This window comes from Bradyrhizobium niftali (assembly GCF_004571025.1).
In the GTDB taxonomy this organism is placed as follows: Bacteria; Pseudomonadota; Alphaproteobacteria; order Rhizobiales; family Xanthobacteraceae; genus Bradyrhizobium; species Bradyrhizobium niftali.
The window spans coordinates 1-19,734 of record NZ_SPQT01000049.1; the positions used below are offsets into that span (position 1 = coordinate 1).

General features: G+C 66.0%; 21 protein-coding genes. 10 read left to right on the plus strand and 11 right to left on the minus strand.

All coding sequences use genetic code 11. The annotated features are described in order from the left end of the window. The 3 genes from E4K65_RS43400 to mnmA all read right to left on the minus strand — a co-directional run. The coding region (locus E4K65_RS43400; RefSeq protein ID WP_135179307.1) for a hypothetical protein at positions 1 to 276 on the minus strand (276 nt) is incomplete at its 3' end. A gap of 318 nt (positions 277 to 594) precedes the next feature. After that, entirely contained in the window at positions 595 to 1,233 is a 639-nt protein-coding gene (locus E4K65_RS43405; protein WP_027544975.1) for a class I SAM-dependent methyltransferase, read from the minus strand. Between the two features lie 24 nt (positions 1,234 to 1,257). Continuing rightward, a complete protein-coding gene (gene mnmA / locus E4K65_RS43410; protein WP_025576519.1) occupies positions 1,258 to 2,439 on the minus strand; it encodes a tRNA 2-thiouridine(34) synthase MnmA in 1,182 nt (393 codons plus the stop codon). 345 nt (positions 2,440 to 2,784) lie between these two features. Here mnmA and E4K65_RS43415 point away from each other — a divergent pair, with 345 nt between their 5' ends. The 8 genes from E4K65_RS43415 to flbD all read left to right on the plus strand — a co-directional run bounded on the left by E4K65_RS43415 (position 2,785) and on the right by flbD (position 11,174). Next, the gene (locus E4K65_RS43415; protein ID WP_135179308.1) at positions 2,785 to 4,416 is read left to right on the plus strand and encodes a flagellar hook-length control protein FliK; all 1,632 of its coding nucleotides are present in this window, start codon (positions 2,785 to 2,787) and stop codon (positions 4,414 to 4,416) included. Between the two features lie 13 nt (positions 4,417 to 4,429). After that, a complete protein-coding gene (locus tag E4K65_RS43420; RefSeq protein WP_135179309.1) occupies positions 4,430 to 5,137 on the plus strand; it encodes a flagellar hook assembly protein FlgD in 708 nt (235 codons plus the stop codon). A 409-nt stretch (positions 5,138 to 5,546) separates the two neighbouring features. Beyond that, on the plus strand, positions 5,547 to 5,822 hold the full coding sequence (sciP, locus tag E4K65_RS43425) for a CtrA inhibitor SciP (RefSeq protein ID WP_002714638.1): 276 nt from the start codon (positions 5,547 to 5,549) through the stop codon (positions 5,820 to 5,822). 202 nt (positions 5,823 to 6,024) lie between these two features. Next, on the plus strand, positions 6,025 to 7,638 hold the full coding sequence (gene fliF, locus E4K65_RS43430) for a flagellar basal-body MS-ring/collar protein FliF (RefSeq protein ID WP_135179310.1): 1,614 nt from the start codon (positions 6,025 to 6,027) through the stop codon (positions 7,636 to 7,638). An 18-nt stretch (positions 7,639 to 7,656) separates the two neighbouring features. Continuing rightward, positions 7,657 to 8,754, plus strand: a complete 1,098-nt coding sequence (gene fliG / locus E4K65_RS43435; protein ID WP_135179311.1) for a flagellar motor switch protein FliG — start codon at positions 7,657 to 7,659, stop codon at positions 8,752 to 8,754. Then, a complete protein-coding gene (locus tag E4K65_RS43440; protein WP_027544969.1) occupies positions 8,754 to 9,374 on the plus strand; it encodes a FliH/SctL family protein in 621 nt (206 codons plus the stop codon). Before fliG ends, E4K65_RS43440 begins: the two co-directional genes overlap by 1 nt. 3 nt (positions 9,375 to 9,377) lie before the next feature. Beyond that, positions 9,378 to 9,728 carry a flagellar motor switch protein FliN gene (gene fliN / locus E4K65_RS43445; protein ID WP_011089739.1) on the plus strand — a complete coding sequence of 117 codons (351 nt, stop codon included), beginning with the start codon at positions 9,378 to 9,380 and terminating at the stop codon, positions 9,726 to 9,728. A 60-nt stretch (positions 9,729 to 9,788) separates the two neighbouring features. Beyond that, entirely contained in the window at positions 9,789 to 11,174 is a 1,386-nt protein-coding gene (gene flbD, locus E4K65_RS43450) for a sigma-54-dependent transcriptional regulator FlbD (protein WP_027544968.1), read from the plus strand. Positions 11,175 to 11,348: 174 nt separating this feature from the next. Here the strand turns inward: flbD and E4K65_RS43455 are convergent, their stop codons facing one another. Beyond that, positions 11,349 to 11,681 carry a GYD domain-containing protein gene (locus E4K65_RS43455; protein ID WP_135179312.1) on the minus strand — a complete coding sequence of 111 codons (333 nt, stop codon included), beginning with the start codon at positions 11,679 to 11,681 and terminating at the stop codon, positions 11,349 to 11,351. 383 nt (positions 11,682 to 12,064) lie between these two features. Here E4K65_RS43455 and E4K65_RS43460 point away from each other — a divergent pair, with 383 nt between their 5' ends. Together E4K65_RS43460 and E4K65_RS43465 are read left to right on the plus strand one after the other, a co-directional pair. Next, a complete protein-coding gene (locus tag E4K65_RS43460; protein ID WP_135179313.1) occupies positions 12,065 to 13,315 on the plus strand; it encodes a vanadium-dependent haloperoxidase in 1,251 nt (416 codons plus the stop codon). 229 nt (positions 13,316 to 13,544) lie between these two features. Next, entirely contained in the window at positions 13,545 to 14,693 is a 1,149-nt protein-coding gene (locus tag E4K65_RS43465; protein WP_135179314.1) for a M20 family metallopeptidase, read from the plus strand. A gap of 142 nt (positions 14,694 to 14,835) precedes the next feature. Here E4K65_RS43465 and E4K65_RS47960 read toward each other — a convergent pair whose 3' ends face one another. The 7 genes from E4K65_RS47960 to E4K65_RS43490 form a co-directional block, all read right to left on the minus strand. Continuing rightward, positions 14,836 to 14,991, minus strand: coding sequence for a hypothetical protein (locus E4K65_RS47960; RefSeq protein WP_027544964.1), 156 nt, complete (start codon positions 14,989 to 14,991; stop codon positions 14,836 to 14,838). 96 nt (positions 14,992 to 15,087) lie between these two features. Next, positions 15,088 to 15,669 (minus strand): flavin reductase family protein, encoded by a 582-nt coding sequence (locus tag E4K65_RS43470; RefSeq protein WP_027544963.1) that lies wholly within the window; start codon positions 15,667 to 15,669, stop codon positions 15,088 to 15,090. A gap of 31 nt (positions 15,670 to 15,700) precedes the next feature. Further along, complete coding sequence (locus tag E4K65_RS43475) at positions 15,701 to 16,537, minus strand: ATP-binding cassette domain-containing protein (RefSeq protein WP_135179315.1); 837 nt, start codon at positions 16,535 to 16,537, stop codon at positions 15,701 to 15,703. Between the two features lie 7 nt (positions 16,538 to 16,544). After that, complete coding sequence (gene ssuC / locus E4K65_RS43480) at positions 16,545 to 17,351, minus strand: aliphatic sulfonate ABC transporter permease SsuC (protein WP_135179316.1); 807 nt, start codon at positions 17,349 to 17,351, stop codon at positions 16,545 to 16,547. After that, positions 17,348 to 18,511, minus strand: coding sequence for an FMNH2-dependent alkanesulfonate monooxygenase (gene ssuD / locus E4K65_RS43485; RefSeq protein ID WP_135179317.1), 1,164 nt, complete (start codon positions 18,509 to 18,511; stop codon positions 17,348 to 17,350). Before ssuD ends, ssuC begins: the two co-directional genes overlap by 4 nt. A 16-nt stretch (positions 18,512 to 18,527) precedes the next feature. Then, positions 18,528 to 18,650, minus strand: coding sequence for a hypothetical protein (locus tag E4K65_RS49650; RefSeq protein WP_257784483.1), 123 nt, complete (start codon positions 18,648 to 18,650; stop codon positions 18,528 to 18,530). A gap of 2 nt (positions 18,651 to 18,652) precedes the next feature. Beyond that, on the minus strand, positions 18,653 to 19,603 hold the full coding sequence (locus E4K65_RS43490; protein ID WP_135179318.1) for a sulfonate ABC transporter substrate-binding protein: 951 nt from the start codon (positions 19,601 to 19,603) through the stop codon (positions 18,653 to 18,655). Between the last annotated feature and the right edge of the window lie 131 nt (positions 19,604 to 19,734).

Consider the following 19,734-nt stretch of genomic DNA (forward strand, 5'->3'; position numbering starts at 1 on the left):
GTGCATGTCGGGGTCGACGCCCGAGGGCGGGCAGAGCACGCCGTCGGACTTGGCCAGCCTGTCGCCGAGTGGTTCCCGGGACTGGCCGGTAGTTGTGCCGTCGGGCGCAGCGCCGCGGTTCGGGCGGTCCTGGGGCAGGCAATTAGCGGCGTGCTGAGCCGATGGCGGCGCGGTCGCTTGCGGCGGCGTCGCCGGTAGCGGCGGGGCCTGCGCGATCGCGGCGCCTGAGACGGCGACGGCGAAGCCCGCAAAGAGGAGTTTTGATGTCGTGCGCATGGGAGGGAAACGCGCGGGTTGGGGGCGATGTTCCCGGCCAAAGCGCGATGTGATCGGGTTTGGATCAATCCCCCGAGGCATCCCCATCGTCATTGCGAGCGCAGCGAAGCAATCCAGAGATTCTCCGCGGTGAGATTCTGGATTGCTTCGCTGCGCTCGCAATGACGGGGTGGTGAGGGCTTTGTCCTCTCGCGAGGTCTCGCTGGTGGAGAGAGCCCTCTCCCCTACCCTCTGCCGCATCCGCCTTCGCCAAGGCTTCGGCGGACAAGAGCGGGAGAGGGAGTGCACCGGCGGCCTGGCTGCGCGCCGGGCCCATAATTACGATTTGCGGTAGCGGATCAGCGAAAAGTGCCCCATCGGCGGCATCGGGCGGCGCTCGGCGAGCGTGATGCCGCCGTGTTTCGCGGCCCAGTCGACCAGGCGCTGCCACGGGAATTCCGGACGCCAGCCGAGACGGCGGGCGACGGGGGCAAAGGCGAGTTCGAACAGCTTGCGCGGACCGCTCTCGGCGCCGATGTGGTTGACGAGGATCAGCTCGCCGCCGGGCTTCAGCACGCGCACGAACTCGTCGAGCGTGCCTTCGGGATCCGGCACGGCGGTGATGACATATTGCGCGACCACCGCGTCGAAGAAGTTTTCCGGGAAGGCGAGGTTCTTGGCGTCCATCACCGAGAGCACCTCGACATTGCTAAGCCGCATCGCGCGCACGCGCGCCTGCGCCTTGCGCAGCATCGGCTCGGAGATGTCCACGCCGCAGATTTTCGTGGTGCGCGAATAATCCGACAGTGAGAGGCCGGTGCCGACGCCGACGTCGAGGATGCGGCCGCCGATGCGATCGGCCTCCGCGATGGTCGATTGCCTTCCGGCGTCGAACACCTTGCCGAACACGAGATCGTAGACCGGCGCCCAGCGGCCATAGGCCTTCTCGACCCCGGCCCGCGAGATGTCTGCTGCCATGCCCCCCTGCCCCAGCTTATTTTCTTAGCCGCGCACCGCTTCCACCAGCGGCCTCGCTGCGTTGCTCGCGACCTTGGCCGCGGCGCTTTGAATGAAGCCGCCGCCGAGCACGCGGGCCTGGCCGCTGGCTGCGTCGTAGAACACGCAGGCTTGTCCCGGCGAGACGCCCTCCTCGCCGGCGACGAGCTCGACCTCGTAATGGCCATTGCCGCCGCGCAGCCACGCCGGCTGGGGGCTGCGGGTCGAGCGCACGCGCACGAACATCTCGAGGCCGCTTCCGATGGCGCGGTCGATGTCGCCGTCGCCGATCCAGTTGACGTCGCGCAGCACGATGCTGTGCATCTTCAGCGCATCGCGCGGGCCGACCACGACGCGGCGGTTGGCGGCCTCGAGCCGCACCACGAACAGCGGCGCGTGCGCGGCGATGCCGAGGCCGCGGCGCTGGCCGACGGTGAAATTGGCGATGCCGTTGTGCTGGCCGAGCACGCGGCCGTCGAGATCGACGATGTCGCCGGGGTCCATCGCGTTCGGCCGCAGGCGGGTGATGATGTCGGTGTAGCGGCCGGTCGGCACGAAGCAGATGTCCTGGCTGTCGTGCTTGTCGGCGACCGCAAGACCAAAGCGACGCGCGAGCTCGCGCGTCTGCGGCTTGGTCATGTCGCCGAGCGGGAAGCGCAGGAAATCGAGCTGGTCGCGCGTGGTCGCGAACAGGAAGTAGCTCTGGTCGCGATCGGCATCGGCGGCGCACACCAGCGCGCGCGAGCCGTCGTCGAGATGGCGCGAGGCGACGTAATGGCCGGTGGCGAGCGCCTGGGCGCCGAGCTCGCGCGCGGTCTTCAGGAGGTCGCGAAACTTGACCGAGCGGTTGCACTCGATGCACGGCACCGGCGTCTCGCCGAGCGCGTAGCTGTCGGCAAAGTTGTCGATGACGGATTCGCGAAAACGGTCCTCGTAGTCGAGCACGTAATGGGGGATGCCGAGCTTGGCGGCGACGTCGCGGGCGTCGTGGATGTCCTGGCCGGCGCAGCAGGCGCCCTTGCGATGGGTCGCCGCGCCGTGGTCGTAGAGCTGGAGCGTGATGCCGACGACGTCGTAGCCCTCAGCCTTGAGCAGCGCAGCCGTCGTCGAGGAATCGACGCCGCCCGACATGGCGACGACGACCCTGGTGTCCTGCGGACGGCCTTCGAGATCCAGACTGTTGAGCATGGGTTCTTAAGGTGTGACGGCGGCGTTTTGCGATCCGCGATGTGCCTTTGGCCGGGGCATCGGCGGTCCCGGGGAACATCGGTTCCCGCAAGGCGCGCGGCTTGCCCGGTCGAAAGCGGCTGAGAGCGATCTCTTTAATATAGGGGGCATTCCGGTGAAGCAATCACGGGGGAGGCCGGCTTGGGGCAATTCTTGCCGGGGCGGCAGAAATGGCGGGGTCGCGGAGGGCCCTGCGACGGCGCCATCAATTCATCAAGATGTTGAATTTACTTGATAAATTTCTCCGCGCGGGGCTGGCCCGCTCCTTGCTACCCCTGTGCCGAAGATGTTTTCAAGGGGTCGCCTGTGGTCGGTCGGACGTCAGATGTAGCTGCAAGCGTGCCGGTTCCGAGCGCGCAGCAAAAGACTGCGCGCTCGCAAGGGCCGAAGGACACGTCGACGAACGACTCCTTCGGCTCGCTGGTCGACAGCAACACCCAGGCGATCAGCAACAACGCGGCCTCGCAGGCGCAGGACAGCGCGCCGCGGCGGACCGATTCGGCATCGTCCGCCTCGGACAAGAGCCCGCGCGACACCGCCTCGACCGACCCATCCTCGCAGAGCAAGGCGAGCGACGACACCGACAATTCCGCGCCCGCCAGGAGCGAGGCGACGGACGATCCGGCCAAGGATTCGGCCAAGGATCCAACCAAGACCGGCAAGACCAAGGACAAGCCGGAGGCGTCCGACGCCAAATCGGCTGATAAGTCCGACGAGACCAAGGGCGACAAGGCCGACGGCACCGACGGGCTCGCCGCCGCCGTCGATGCCGCAGCCGCCGCGCAAGTGGACGCGACGCAGACCGCCGTGCCCGATCCCGGCGTCGTGGTGGCCGCGCCGGACGTGCCTCTCGATCCGAACGCTGCGGCGAACCAGGCTGGCGATGCCGCCTCCTCGCCGCTGACGATCGCCGCCGCCGGCATCGCCGCCAGCGCCTCCACCGCAGCGCGGATCGCCGGCGCCAAGACCGATACGGCGACGGCCGGCGACAAGAGCGCCAAGGCCGCAGGCGCCAAGGTCGATGCCGACACCTCGGCGACGCTTGCGGACGCCGCGACCGGCACCACCGACGGCACCGCGACCGACGCCAAGACCAATGGCGGACTGATCGCCGCCGTTGACCAGGGCACGCCGAAGACCTCGTTCAAGGCCGCCGCGACCGCGCAAGGCGCGAGCGACGTCTCCAATATCGGCCAGGACGCGGGCAAGGCGAACGCCGCGACCGCGCAAACTCCGGCGACCGCGACGGGCGCCGCCGCGCATCCGCAAGCAGCCAAGCCGCAAGACGAGGCCGGCGCGACCGACGCGAAGACAGGTCCCGCCGACCGCGCCGCCGATGCAACCCCTGGCGCACCGGCCACGCACGCCCATGCGAATGCGCAAGGCCCCGTCACCGCGACCGACAGCAGCGCGCAGGCCGCCTCCGCCGTGCAGGCGCCGCTGACCAATACGACGTCGGCTGCGACGGCCTCGACCGCAACGCTCACCGCGACCGCGGCCAACTCGACGGCCGTGCCGATCAACGCCGTGCCGATCGAGATTGCAGCCGCCGCACGCGCCGGCAAGACCCGCTTCGACATCAGCCTCGATCCGGTCGATCTCGGCCGCATCGACGTGCGCATAAATGTCGACCGCAACGGCCAGGTCACCTCGCATCTCACCGTCGAGAAGCCGGAGACGCTGCAGATGCTGCGGCAGGACGCGCCGCAATTGCAGCGCGCGCTCGACGATGCCGGCTTCAAGACCGGCAGCAACGGGCTCTCCTTCAGCATGCGCGACCAGAATTCGTCGGGGCAGAACTCCGGCCAGAACAACGACAATGGCGGCAATGCCCGCCGGCTGATCATCAGCGAGGACGACAGCGTTGCCGCAGCGCCTGTCGGGCGCAGCTACGGCCGCATGCTCGGATCGAGCAGCGGCGTCGACATCAGAGTGTGAGGAGTATTCGATCATGACCACCACGAATGCCGCCACTGCCCCAACTGTCGTCTCCGGCACGACCGACATCCCGAAATCCTCCTCGTCGAACTCGCTGAGCTCGACGACGGGATCGACGCTGGCCGGCAACTTCCAGACCTTCCTGACGCTGCTGACGACGCAGCTCCAGAACCAGAACCCGCTCGATCCGCTCGACACCAACCAGTTCACCCAGCAACTGGTGCAGTTCGCCGGCGTCGAGCAGCAGCTCAAGACCAACGATGCGCTGTCCCAGCTCGTCACCCTGCAGCAGACCACGCAGGCGACCCAGGCGCTGGGCTTCGTCGGCAAGACGGCGCTGGTCGACGGCTCGACCGCGACCATGAAGAACTCGTCGGCGACCTGGCATCTCAACGTGCCGTCCGACTCGACCGTGGACGTCACCGTCGCCAATTCCAGCGGCCAAACCGTTTTCACCGGCAAATATACCGCCGCCGCCGGCACCGACATTCCCTTCACCTGGAACGGAATGGGCAATGACGGCACGCAATGGCCCGACGGCAAGTACACCATCTCGGCCACGGGCAAGGACGTGGCGGGCAACAATGTCGGCATCGCCGCCCAGGTGCAGGGCGTGGTGTCGTCCGTCGACCTGACTCAGTCGCCGCCGCTGCTCACCATCGACGGCGCCAGCTACACGCTGAGCCAGGTGAAGAGCATCATCGCGACGAGCAGCAACTGAGGTGAGCGCACACGCCACACATCACGCCACACATTAAGGTGTCATCCCGGCGAAGGCCGGGATCCATAACCACGGTAGGAAATTTGGCGAAGACATTCTCGGTACTGCTACCTGCGTCCTATCGTTAGATCACGCGGTATGGGTCCCGGCCCCCCGTGCGCAATTGCGCACTAGGCCGGGACGACAGTTGAGGGCCTTGCAGCGTCGCGTTCGGGCCCGGTTTGTTAGTAAAGTATTTACCTTCTGCCCCGCCCGGCCGGCCGAGATTACGTCTTCCGCCCGCCAAGCCGGCCGCGTTCCCGCAAGTTTCAACGAGAATTGTATTGAACCCTTAGGCTTAGCGGATTTTTAAGCCACGGCGCGTAGGGTTACGGCGTGAGTTCAGTGGTTGAGAGTTTGTGAGTACGCCATGACAGAACCCCATCGCCCGAGGGTAAAATACGTCATCGGGCCGGACGGCAGTCCGCTGACGATCGCAGATCTGCCCGCACCCGGCACCAAACGCTGGGTCATCCGCCGCAAGGCTGAAGTCGTCGCCGCCGTGCGTGGCGGACTTCTCTCCCTCGAGGAGGCCTGCAGCCGTTATACGCTGACGGTCGACGAATTCCTCTCCTGGCAGTTTTCCATCGACCAGCACGGTCTGGCGGGTCTTCGCACCACCCGCATCCAGCAATATCGCCAGTAAGCGATCCGGAAATCTGCGGCTTTTGACGAAAATCGGCCCCGCCCTGCGAGGCCGATTTTTTTCATGTTCGTTCCTGGTCGTTCTTTGGCGCTACTTTTGTCCCAGCTCTTAACCTTCGTTAACCATATCGAAACCATCACCTAGGCAATAATTGCCCAGTCGGCCGCTCTGGAATGCGGGTCGAATTGGTCGGGGCGGTTGCTTGCAAGGTCTTGCGGACTTTTTAAAAGGTATCGGCGCCGCCCGGTTCGGGGCGATGATCGCGGTCACCGCCGCGCTCGTCGGCTTCTTCGCGTTCGTCATCATGCGGGTCACCACGCCGCAGATGACGACGCTGTTCACGGACCTCTCGGTCGAGGATTCTTCCAGCATTATCAAGGACCTGGAGCGCCAAGGCATCCAGTTCGAGCTGCGCAATGAGGGCACCATCATCATGGTGCCCAAGGACAAGGTGACGCGGCTGCGGATGAAGCTCGCCGAGGGCGGCCTGCCCAAGGGCGGCGGCGTCGGCTACGAGGTGTTCGACAAGTCGGACGCGCTCGGCACCACCTCCTTCGTCCAGAACATCAATCATCTGCGCGCGCTGGAAGGCGAGCTCGCCCGCACCATCCGCGCCATCGACCGCATCCAGGCCGCCCGCGTCCATCTGGTGCTGCCGGAGCGCCCGCTGTTCTCGCGCGAGGCGCCGGAGCCGTCGGCCTCGATCGTGGTGCGGGTCCGCGGCGCGCTGGAGGCGCAGCAGATCAGGGCTATCCGCCATCTCGTCGCCTCCGCCGTCAACGGACTGAAGCCGCAGCGGGTCTCGATCGTGGACGAGGCCGGCCAGCTCCTCGCCGACGGCGCCGCGACCGATCCGGAGCAGGCGCTCGGCGACGAGCGCCGCACCACCTTCGAGAAGCGGATACGCAAGCAGGTCGAGGACATCGTCTCCTCGGTGGTCGGCTCGGGCCGCGCCCGCGTCCAGCTCTCCGCCGATTTCGACTTCAACAAGATCACCCAGACCTCGGACAAGTTCGACCCCGAGGGCCGCGTGCTGCGCTCGAGCCAGACCCGCGAAGAAAGCAGCATGACCGCCGACAACAACGGCCAGGTCACCGTCAACAACGAGCTGCCGGGCAACCAGCAGAACAGCGGCGTCGCGGCCAAGGACCAGAGCAAGAAGACCGAGGAGACCAACAATTACGAGATCTCCCGCACCACCAAGACCGAGGTGACCGAGGCCGGCCGGGTCAACCGCATCTCGGTCGCGGTGCTGGTCGACGGCATCTACAGCAAGAACGAGAAAGGCGAGCTGGCCTATCAGGACCGCACCAAGGAGCAGCTCGACCGCATCGCGACCCTGGTGCGCTCGGCGATCGGCTTCGACCAGAAGCGCGGCGACCAGGTCGAGGTCGTCAATCTGCGCTTCGCCGACGCCCCCTCCACCGCCCCGATCGGCGAGCCTGGCGGCTTCCTCGGCACGCTCCAGTTCACCAAGGACGACGTCATGTACTTCGTCGAGCTCGGCGTGATGATGCTGCTCGGCCTGGTCGTGCTGTTCCTGGTGATCCGCCCGCTGGTCAAGCGCATCCTCGCCTCCGACGAAGTCGCCGCCGCCATCAGCGGCGTGCTCGCCGGCCCGGCCGCCTCGGACGAGGCCGCCCCGGCCGCCGGCCAGGCGCTGCTGCCCAGCGGCGCCGCCAGCGCGATCGACGTCGCCACCATCCAGGGCCAGGTCCACGCCCAGTCCGTTCATCGCGTCGGCGAGCTCGCCGAGCGCAACCCCAACGAAACCGTCGCCATCATCCGCCAATGGCTGAGCGAACCGGCGAAATGATCCGAGAAATGAACTGACATGGCCGCAGCCCTGCAAAACGCCAACAGCAACGACATTACCAGCGTGATCTCCACGCTCGGTCAGCGCGCCAACACCCGGGCCAAGGACGGCAAGCCGGCCGAGCAACTGGTCGGACCGAAGCGTGCCGCGATCCTGATGCTGGCGTTGGGCGAGCAGTACGGCGGCAAGATCTGGTCGATGCTCGACGACGACGAGGTGCGCCAGCTCTCGCTGGAAATGTCGACGCTCGGCACCGTCGAGGTCGACACGGTCGAGGACATGCTGCTCGAGTTCGTCTCGCGCATGTCGGCCTCGGGCGCGCTGATGGGCAATTTCGACGCCACCGAACGGCTGCTCCAGCAATACCTGCCGCCGGAGCGCGTCAACGGCATCATGGACGAGATCCGCGGCCCTGCGGGCCGCAACATGTGGGAGAAGCTCTCCAACGTGCAGGAAGAGGTTCTCGCCAACTACCTCAAGAACGAATATCCGCAGACCATCGCGGTGGTGCTGTCGAAGCTGAAGCCGGAGCACGCCGCGCGCGTGCTCGGCATCTTCCCCGAGGACCTCGCCCTCGACGTCGTCAACCGCATGCTGAAGATGGAAGCGGTGCAGAAGGAGGTGATCGAGAGCGTGGAGAAGACGCTGCGCACCGAATTCATGTCCAACCTGTCGCAAACCCGCCGCCGCGACGCCCACGAGGTGATGGCCGAAATCTTCAACAATTTCGACCGCCAGACCGAAACCCGCTTCATCACCTCGCTGGAAGAGGACAACCGGGAATCGGCCGAGCGCATCAAGGCGCTGATGTTCACCTTCGACGACCTCGTGAAGCTGGACTCCGGCTCGGCCCAGACCCTGATGCGCAACGTCGACAAGGACAAGCTCGGCGTCGCGCTCAAGAGCGCCAACGAGGACGTCCGCAACTTCTTCTTCGGCAACATGTCCTCGCGCGCGGCCAAGATGCTGCAGGACGACATGGCGGCGATGGGCCCGGTCCGTCTGCGCGACGTCGACGAGGCGCAGGCGCTGCTGGTCAACCTCGCCAAGGACCTCGCCGCCAAGGGCGAGATCATGCTGACCAAGAACCGCGCCGACGACGAGCTGGTGTATTGATGGCCGCTCCGGCAAAATTCCTGTTCGACACCGACTTCGCCGCGCCGGACCGGACGCGCGAGAAGGCCGCGTCCGCGGCCGAAATCGCCCAGAAGGTCGCGGAAGCGGAGGCGCGCGCCTATCAGGACGGCTTTGCAGCCGGCCAGCGCGAGGCCAAGGCCGAGAGCGACCGCCGCGTCGCGCTCGCCATGGAAGAGATCAACATCGCGATCCGGGGCGTCGCCTCGGGCATGGGCAACATCGAGACCAAGATGGAGACCGAGGCGGTCGAGGTCGCGGTCGCGGTGGCGCGCAAGCTGTGCGCCGATCTGGTCGCCGCCGAGCCGCTCGGCGAGATCGTGGCGCTGGTCAAGGACTGCTTCTCGCATCTGGTCGCGACGCCGCATCTCGTCGTCCGCATCAACGACGAGCTCTACGACAGCGCCCGCGAGAAGATCGAGCGGCTTGCCAAGCAGAGCGGCTTCGAGGGCCGGCTGGTGATCCTGGCCGAGCCGGAGATTGCGACCGGCGACTGCCGGATCGAATGGGCCGATGGCGGCGTCGTGCTGGAGCGCGGCGCCATCGCGGCCAAGATCGACGAAATGGTCGGACGCTATATCGCGTCCCGCAGGGGGAGCTAAGCCATGAGCGACACCGACGGACAGGTCCCGCTGCCCGATCTCAACGGCCCGATGCCGCCTACCGGCACCGACGTCGGCTACAACGAGGACGAATATGCGGCGCGCGCCGCCGCCGACCTCGAGGCCGTGTTCGACGTGCCGGTGCAGGTCTCGGCCGTGCTCGGCCGCTCCAAGATGGACGTCGGCGAGCTCTTGAAGCTCGGGCCCGGCACCGTGCTGGAACTCGACCGGCGCGTCGGCGAGGCCATCGACATCTACGTCAACAACAAGCTGGTCGCCCGCGGCGAGGTCGTCCTGGTCGAGGACAAGCTCGGCGTGACCATGACCGAAATCATCAAGACCGAACGCACGTAATTATTACGCGAACACAGGGAATGACGCGCGGCAGCGCGACCAGACGGACAGGAGACTGACATGCGGCTTCTCATCGTTGGCACATTGAAGGGCCAGCTCACCACCGCCACCAAGATCGCGATGGAGAACGGCGCCACCGTGACCCACGCCGAGGATCACGAGCAGGCGATGCGCGTCCTGCGCGGCGGCAAGGGCGCCGACCTCCTGCTGGTCGACGTCGCCCTCGACATCCGCGACCTCGTGATGCGGCTGGAGGCCGAGCACATCCACGCCCCGATCGTCGCCTGCGGCATCACCAACGACGCCCGCGCCGCGGTCGCCGCGATCCATGCCGGCGCCAAGGAATACATCCCGCTGCCGCCGGATCCGGAGCTGATCGCCGCGGTGCTGGCCGCCGTCGCCAACGATTCCCGCGAGCTGGTCTATCGCGACGAGGCGATGGCGAAGGTGATCAAGCTCGCGCAGCAGATCGCGGGCTCCGACGCCTCGGTGATGGTCACCGGCGAATCCGGCACCGGCAAGGAAGTGCTGGCCCGCTACGTCCACACCCGCTCGGCCCGCGCCAAGCGGCCGTTCATCTCGATCAACTGCGCCGCGATCCCCGAGCATCTCCTGGAGTCCGAGCTGTTCGGCCACGAGAAGGGCGCCTTCACCGGCGCGATTGCCCGACGCATCGGCAAGTTCGAGGAAGCGACCGGCGGCACGCTGCTGCTGGACGAAATCTCGGAGATGGACGTCCGCCTGCAATCGAAGCTGCTGCGCGCCATCCAGGAGCGCGTGATCGACCGCGTCGGCGGCACCAAGCCGGTGCCGGTGGACATCCGCATCATCGCGACCTCGAACCGCAATCTGGCCGAGGCCGTGCGCGAAGGCACGTTCCGCGAGGACCTGCTGTTCCGCCTCAACGTCGTCAATTTGAAGATCCCGCCGCTGCGCGAGCGTCCGCTCGACATCCTCGAGCTCGCCCAGCACTTCGTGAAGAAGTATGCCGAAGCCAACGGTGTGCCGGTGCGCCCGATCTCGGCGGAAGCGCGCCGCGTGCTCTCCAGCAATCGCTGGCAGGGCAACGTCCGCGAACTCGAAAACACCATGCACCGCTCCGTCCTGATGGCGCAGGGCGACGAGATCGGACCCGACGCGATCCTCACCCCGGACGGCGACCGCCTCGACCTCGCCAAGACGGTACCGGCCGTGGCGCATGCCACGATGGCCGCCGAGCAGGTGACGCGCGCTCTCGTCGGCCGCACGGTGGCGGACGTCGAACGCGACCTGATCCTGGAGACGCTGAAGCACTGCCTCGGCAACCGCACCCACGCCGCCAACATCCTGGGGATCTCGATCCGCACGCTGCGCAACAAGCTCAACGAATACGCCGACGGCGGCATCCCGATCACCCCGGCGGGAACGCCGGGCGAATATCCGCGCATGCCGATGGTGGGGGCGTAAGGACCACACGCGGTGAAGGACACGAATGCCCGGGCTTGGCCCGGGCATTCTTTTGAGTGGAACGCAAACAGTCACCGCACAATAACTGTCGTCCCGGCCTAGTGCGCAATTGCGCACGGGGGCCGGGACGACAATGTCGCTTTCCTACTCCGACCTGGCCGCGCCCGCGCCGGCCTACTTGCCCGGCGGTACGTAGGTGCTCACGAGTTTGGAAGCCTTCTCCGCGATGCTCTTGAACTCGCTCATCTTCCAAGCGCGTACGGTTTCGATCTTGGAGACGGCGCCAGCCGCAGCGGCCACCATTCCAATCGCAATGGCATCGGAGCCGTCAGGAAACTCCGTGACGAGCACTGCATCGTGTTGACCAGTGGTCATGAAAGCTCCCTGGAGCTTCCCACCGGCCTTCTCGACCAGCGCGCCGATGGCCGATGTGCGATCGATCGGCTTGTCGACCATTCCCTTGATGCCGGCATTTGAGTATGAGACGTACGAGATGAACAACGGCATGTTTCTCTCCGTTGAGGTTACACCGGTGACAATGTCGTCCTAGAAAAGGCGCTCTGAAACGAGAGCAAGGCACAGCCTGCCGACGGCATGCGAGCTGCCTTGAAAATTGAGCCACGGACTTCGGCACGTCCAACTGGCAGCTTGCGCCGACTATAGCCGACTCCACAATGCAGCGCGAACGGTAAGCCAAGCCTACCCATCCGGAAACGCCACTGTTCTACCGGCCAGGAAAGATCTGCTTCTCGGTTAGGCCTCGACCGGCGAGTGAAGCAGTTCACAGTCGAACTGCATCAAGATCGCTAGAGTCCGCGAGCAGCACGACGCGATGTCGGCCGGAGCCGCAACGGCCTCGCGAAACGTCCTTCACATCGAAAGGGCTCGTCATGAAATGCTCGTCGTGGATCATCTCCCGCCTATCGCTGATTGCAACGCTGATCGCAGCCGCGGCGCCGCTTGCGCGCGCCGACGTGATCATGGACTGGAACGCCAAAGCCGACGCGATCGCCGCCGAGAAACAAATTCCGCCGGCGCCGCACAGCCGGGCCTTGTCCATGATGCACGTTGCAATGTTCGAGGCGGTCAACGCGATCGACCGCCGCTACGCGCCATACAAGATCTCGTTGTCCGCGGACCGTTCGACCTCGCGGGAAGCCGCAGCGGCAGTTGCGGCTCACGACGTGCTGCTGTCGATCTATCCGGACCTCAAGCCGGACCTGGATGCGACACTGACGAACGCGCTGGCACCGATTGCCGAGGGCGAGTCCAAGATCGCCGGCATCGCCCTCGGGAAAGAGGCTGCGGCGCAGATCATGGAGCTTCGTGCGAAGGATGGCAGCAACGCCGTGGAAACGTACCGGCCCCTGACCACACCGGGTGCCTATGTTCCAACCGTCGTCCCTCTTTTCTCGACCACGGGTGCGACAACGCCGTGGGTCATGGCGTCCGGGTCACAGTTCCGCCCCGGACCACCGCCAGCGCTCGATTCAGAGGTCTGGACCAGGGACGTCAACGAGATCCGCGAGGTCGGCAGCCGAGCCAGCTCGACCCGGACGCCCGAGCAAACGACGATCGGACGATTCTGGTTCTTCGTCGGCGCCCGCACCTACAACCCGATCGTGAAGCAGGCCGCAACGGCGAAGGGCATGGATCTCGTCGACTGTGCCCGGCTGTTCGCGCTGACGTCAATTGCCGGCAACGACGCCCTCGTCGCCGTGTTCGACGCAAAATACCATTACAATCTCTGGCGGCCGATCACGGCCATACGCAACGCCGACCTGACGTCGAATCCGGCGACGCCGCGCGACCCGTCCTGGCTGCCGCTCGGGGAAACGCCGATGCATCCGGAATATCCCTGCGCTCACTGCATCACCTCGGCGGCGATTGCGACCGTACTCGAGAGCGTCGTTGGAGATTTCGGCGAGTTCTCGCTGACCAGCCCCACGGCACCGGGGGTCATACGCAAATGGTCGCGGCTGCAGGACTATAGCGACGAAGTTTCCAACGCCCGCATCTGGGCCGGCTTTCACTACCGGTTCTCGACCGAAGTCGGCAAGGACATGGGCCGAAAGATCGGTGCGCTGACCGTCGCCACCGAGCTCCGCGGTGTGGAGGCGATGGCGGAGCCGAAGCGTTAAGGCTGGTGCCCATACCCGCAGTGTCGTCCTGGCGAAGGGAAGCCGTTGTGCGTCCACACCCCCGGTGTCGTCCCGGCCTAGTGCGCAATTGCGCACTAGGCCGGGACGACGATGGGGAGGCAGTGCGCGCCAAACCCGCGAACCTTGGCATGGCCGTACCGCGTTCACCGACTAGGTCGGACGCGCGGGACCCCCTATAACCCCGCGTGAGAACCACACGAGGGTAAACATGTCTGAAGCTCAAATCACGGACTGGCTGGCGTCGCAGCGGCAGGCGATGATCGATCTCTTGCGCGACGTCGTGAACATCGATTCCGGATCCTATGACAAGGAGGGCGTCGATGCGGTCGGTGCGCGGTTCGAGCGGCACTTTGCCGAGCACGGCATCCCGTTCCGGCGCGAGAGCAACTCCACCTTCGGCGATGCGATCCATGCCGAGGTGGCAAAGCCCGGCAGCAACGAGAAGCCGGTGCTGTTGATGGGCCATCGCGACACCGTGTTCGGCAAGGGCGAGGCCGGGCGGCGTCCCTTCACGATTGAGGGCAAGCGCGCGTATGGACCCGGCGTTGCCGACATGAAGTCCGGCGTCGTGATGAACATGTTCGTGGCGACCGCCTTCCACAAGTTCGGCGGCTCACCGCATCCGATCAAGGTGCTGATCACCTCGGACGAGGAGATCGGCTCGCCCTCGTCACGTCCCGTGATCGAGCGTGAGGGGCGCGCCGCGCGCGCGGTGTTCAACTCCGAGCCGGGCCGCCCCACGGGCAACGTCGTCACCGGCCGCAAGGGCGGCATCTTCATGCATCTGGCCATCACCGGCAAAGCCGCGCATTCCGGCGCCAATTTCGCCGCCGGCGTCAGCGCGATCGGCGAACTCGCGCACAAGATCGTCCAGATCCACGCGTTGACCAATCTCGACAAGGGCATCACGCTCAATGTCGGCCTCGTCTCCGGCGGCCAGTCCGTCAATACGACGGCGCCCTATGCCGAAGGCCAGATCGATCTGCGCTATATCGATCCCGCAGACCGGGCCACAGTGATGGCCGCGATCGAAAAGATCGTCGCAACCTCCTACGTGCCGGGCACGAGCGCAACGCTGACGATCAAGGGCGAGTTCGTGCCGGTGGTGCAGAGCGAGGCCTCGAAGGCGCTGTTCGAGGGTTATCAAGCGGCCGCAAGGCAGGTCGGCCTCACCACGCTCCAGGGCGAGTTCTCCGGCGGCTGCGCCGATTCCGGTTTCACCGCCGCGGTCGGCACGCCGACCATCTGCGGCCTCGGCCCGGTCGGCGGGCTCGCGCACACGCCGGAGGAATATCTCGAGATCGACAGCATCGTGCCGCGCGCCCAGGCGCTGGCGCTGGCCATTTTAAAGGGGTGAGCACATGTGCCGTACGGTGGATCAGCCGAAGGCGTAATCCACCAACTTCGTCCTGCATTCGCTGAAGCATGGTGGGTTACGTCCAGCGGACTGCGCTTCACGCAACCGCAGGTCTAACCCACCCTACGCACCGACGAGACCGTCACGAATAACTCGGCGCGTCCGGCTTGCGGAAGATGTGGATGGGGTCGCCGGGAATGATCGGCTGGCCGCTGAACATGGCATAGGCGTAGAGCGCGAGATAGGCGATCGCCAGCGCGCCGATGGCGTAGAAGGCCCAGGTCGCGACGCGCTTCATCGTTCCGCTCCATTGCCGTCCCGGCGGGAGGCTCAGGGCGCTTCTAGAGCGATGAGTGGGAAAAGGCCAGCCTTCCGCGCCGTCTGCCCGCGGCGATCAAATGCCGCGCCGGCTGCGCGAGGGAAGGCTGACCTCGGCGAGCCTTGCGGCGTCTTCGTCCTGGTCGACCGCCACGTACTGGCCGTGCCAATAGGCGAGCGCCGCAGTCCGCGTCGAACTCTTGACGTCCCTGACACGGCCGATGACGATGCCGTGCGAGTGCCGCTCGACGATCTCCTCGACCTCGCAATCGAAGGCCGACAATGCGCCGACCAGCAGCGGGACTCCCGAGACCGCCGTCACCCACCGGGCGCCGGCGAAACGGTCTGCGCCCTTGAGCCCGCCCTTGCCGGCAAAGCGCTCGGCGACGTCGAGCTGGTCGGCGTTGAGGATGTTCACGCCGAAGGCGCCGTGACGCCGGATCAGCGGGAAGGACGAGGCATCGCGGTTGATGCTGACCAGCAGCGTCGGCGGTTCGACCGACAGCGAGGTAACCGAGGTTACCGTCATGCCGGTGATGTCCTTGCCCCGCCCGGCGGTGATGACGCTGACGCCGCCGGTGAGGTGGCGCATGGCGCCGCGGAAATCGGCGGGCGAAACGGGGATTTCAGTCATGAGATCGCGAGGCACTACATTCATGGCGTGGTCCCCGAAGCGGGGTTCCCTCTATTTAGGTACGATCGTCCGCCGACAAAAGGTGGCTCAGGATCGAGCCTTCGAGGCCTGCCAGCTCGGCCGAGCCGCGCTCCCGCGGCCGGGCTGCGTTAACCACGACGTCATGGGCAATCCGGCCCTCCTCGATCACCAGCACCCGGTCCGCCAGCGCGACCGCCTCGGAAACATCATGGGTCACCAGGATCGCGGTAAAGCCCTGGTCGCGCCAGACCCGCTCCAGAAGCCGCTGCATCGAGATGCGGGTCAGCGCGTCCAGCGCGCCGAGCGGCTCGTCGAAGGCCAGCACGCGCGGACGGGAAACCAGCGCGCGGCCGAGCGCGACGCGCTGCTTCTGGCCGCCCGACAGCACCGAGGGCCACTGGTCGCGCTTGTCGGCGAGGCCAACCTCGGTCAGCGCCTTCTCGGCGCGCGCATGCGCATCGGCAGACGACCGATCGCGGCCGAGACCGACCTCGACATTGGCGAGAACGTGCGCCCAGGGCAGAAGCCGCGGCTCCTGGAACATCACGCGGATATCCTCGGGCTGGACGTCGCTGCCAAAGCTGATGGTGCCGGCATCGATCTTGTCCAGGCCGGCGATCAGGCGCAGCAGCGTGCTCTTGCCGCAGCCGCTCTTTCCGACGATGGCGACGAACTGGCCGGCGGGGATGTGCAGGTCGATGCCGCGCAGCACCTCGTTGTCGCCGAACGATTTGCGCAGGCCACGGATGCTGAGCGGCAGGCCGCTGGTCTGCGCCGCCCGCTCCTCGCGCACCACGCGGGCATGAGGCGCGAAATTGGCGCGGCTGGCGAGCTCGGTTTCGGGAAGGGAGGTCCGAAGGGCTGTCTGCATGTCACTCTCAACGTTTCTGGAAGGCGGGGTGCCAGGAGAGCGTCGCCCGCTCCAGCACGCGGGAGGCGCTGTCGGCGAGCTTGCCGAGCAGGGCGTAGATCAGGATCGAGAGCACGACGACGTCGATCAGCATGAACTCGCGCGCCTGCATCGCCATGTAGCCCAGCCCTGAAGACGCCGCGATCGTCTCGGCGACGATCAGGGTCAGCCACATGATGCCGAGCGCAAAGCGGATGCCGACGAAGATCGAGGGCAGCGCGCCCGGGAAGATCACCCGGCGGAACAATTCGCCGTCGCTCATGCCGTAGATGCGGCCCATCTCGATCAGCTGGGGATCGACGGTGCGGATGCCGTGCAGCGTGTTGAGGTAGATCGGGAAGAACACCCCGAGCGCCACCAGGAACAGCTTTGCGCTCTCGTCGATGCCGAACCACAGGATGACCAGCGGGATCAGCGCCAGATGCGGCACGTTGCGCACCATCTGGAGCGTGGTGTCGGTGAGCTTGGCCGAGAGCTGCGACAGGCCGTTGGCAAGCCCGAAGGCGAAGCCGATGCTGCCGCCGATCAAAAAGCCGATCGAGGCGCGCCAGAACGAGACCCAGATGTTGCGCGCGAGCTCGCCGGAGAGCAGCAGCTTCCAGCCGGCGAGCGCGACGTCGCTCGGCGCCGGCAGCACGCGCGTCGGCACGAAGCCGGTGACGCAGGCGAGCTGCCAGATCGCGATGATGGCGAGCGGCACGATCCACTGGACCAGGCCGTCCGCGCGCGGCAGGCGGACCCTGCGTGGCAGAGAAATACTGTCGATGAGGCTCATGATTGCGATGCCAGTTTATGCGGACGGTAGTCGTTGCCGACGGTCTCGCCGAACGGACCGCTGTTGTGATGCAGCCGCGTCACGTTGCTGCCGTGGTCGAGCGAGAGCAGCGGGAACACCAGCTCGGCAAAGCGATAGGCTTCCTCCAGATGCGGATAGCCGGACATGATGAAGGTATCGATGCCGATATCCTGATACTCCTTGATGCGCGCCGCGACGGTCTGGGCATCGCCGACCAGCGCCGTGCCGGCGCCGCCGCGTACCAGGCCGACGCCGGCCCAGAGATTGGGAGCGATCTCGAGCTTGTCGCGCCTGCCACCATGCAGCTGCGCCATGCGCTGCTGGCCGACCGAATCCATGCGCGCAAAGTTCTTCTGTGCCGTGGCGATGGTGTCGTCGCTGACATGCTTGATCAGCTCACCCGCCGCCTGCCAGGCCGCCTCATTGGTCTCGCGGACGATGACGTGAAGGCGGATGCCGAAGGACAGCTTGCGCCCGCGCGCGGCGGCAACGTCCCTCACCTTCGCGATCTTCTCGGCGACCTGCGCCGGCGGCTCGCCCCAGGTGAGGTATTTGTCGACGGTGTCGACGGCGACATCGATGCCGGCATCCGACGAGCCGCCGAAATAGAGCGGCGGACGCGGCGACTGCACCGGGTGAAACAGCAGCTTGCCATCCTCGATACGGATGTGCTTGCCCTCGACATTGACGGTCCTGCCGGCCAGCAGGTCGCTATAGACGTTGAGGAACTCGCGGGTCACCTCGTAGCGCTCGTCATGGCCAAGGAAAATGCCGTCGCCCTTGTTCTCGACGGGATCGCCGCCGGTGACGACGTTGACCAGGAGCCGGCCATTGGTGATGCGGTCGAGCGTCGCCGTCATGCGCGCCGCCACGCTCGGCGATTGCAGGCCGGGCCGGACAGCGACGAGATAGCGCAGGCGCTCGGTGAACGGCGCCACGCTCGAGGCTACGATCCAGGAATCCTCGCAAGACCGCCCGGTCGGCAGCAGCACGCCGAAATAACCGAGCTGGTCGGCCGCCTGCGCGATCTGGCGCAGATAGTTGAAGTTGACCTCGCGGCCGCCGATGCCGGTGCCGAGATAACGGCCGTCGCCATGGGTCGGCAGGAACCAGAGGATGTTGCTTTTGGATTGGCTCATGGATGGGCTCCGATGACTAGCCATAGGTCGTGCCGACGGCGGCCGCGACGATGCCGACCGACATGACGATGGCTGCGATCACACGTTGAACGATGCGTCTCATGTCTAGACCTTTTGAAACGGGGAGATTGGTCGGCACGATCAGGCTGCCGGATTGCGCCAGACGATGTCGCGAATGACGATCGGCTTGGGGATCAGGCCGAGCTTGTAGAAGCGGTCGGCGACACCTTGCTGGGTCGTGACGATGTCGTCTGTGACGGGACCGATCACGAAGTTCGAGCGGTTGGCGGCGACGGTCTGGATGTCCAGCGGAACGCCGGTGATCGCGGCCAGCGATTTGGCGACTTCGTCGCGGTGCTGTTCGGCCCATTTGCCGGTCGCGGTCGTCACATCGACGATCTGTTGCAGGATGGCGCCGTGATTCCTGGCGAAATCGCGATTGGCGATGTAGAAGGAATTGGTCTTGGTGACCTCCCGCGCGTTGATCAGGATGCGGCCGTTCTGCTTGGTCTCCCCGATCGCAAAGTACGGATCCCAGATCGCCCAGGCCTCGATGCTGCCGTTGGCGAACGCAGGACCCGCGTCCGGGGGCGTCAGGTAGACCGGGGTGATGTCGGCATAGGTGAGGCCCGCCTTCTCCAGCGTCTGCACCACGACATTGTGGGCGCTGGACCCCTTGGTGAAGCCGATACGCTTGCCTTTCAGGTCGGCGAGGATGCGGATCGGCGAATCCTTCGGCACCAATATGCCCTGGCCATTGGTGATGGGCTGGCCGGCGGCATAGACGATCGCGGCGCCCGCGGCCTGCGCAAACACCGGCGGCGAATCGCCGACCGCGCCGTAGTCGACGCTGCCGACATTCATCGCCTCCATCATCGGGGGACCCGAGGAGAACTCGACCCATTTCACTTCGATGCCCTGCGGCGTGAAATGTTTTTCCAGGGTGGCCTGCTGGCGCGTGATGACCAGCACGCCGGTCTTCTGGTAGCCGATACGAATTTCCTTCACCGCGCCTTGCGCGCGGACGCGCGGGGCGAACGCAGCTGCCGCTGCCGTCCCAACGGAAAGTCTCAGAAAGTCACGACGCTGCATTCCACACTCCCGGCCGCATGCGGCCGTCATTCATTCGCGTTCGGGAATGATGGTGCGGAGCGGGAGGAGTGTCGAGACGCCGGGGAAAATAGCGACGCAAGCACTGCGCGCGTGGCAGGGCGCATGATTAA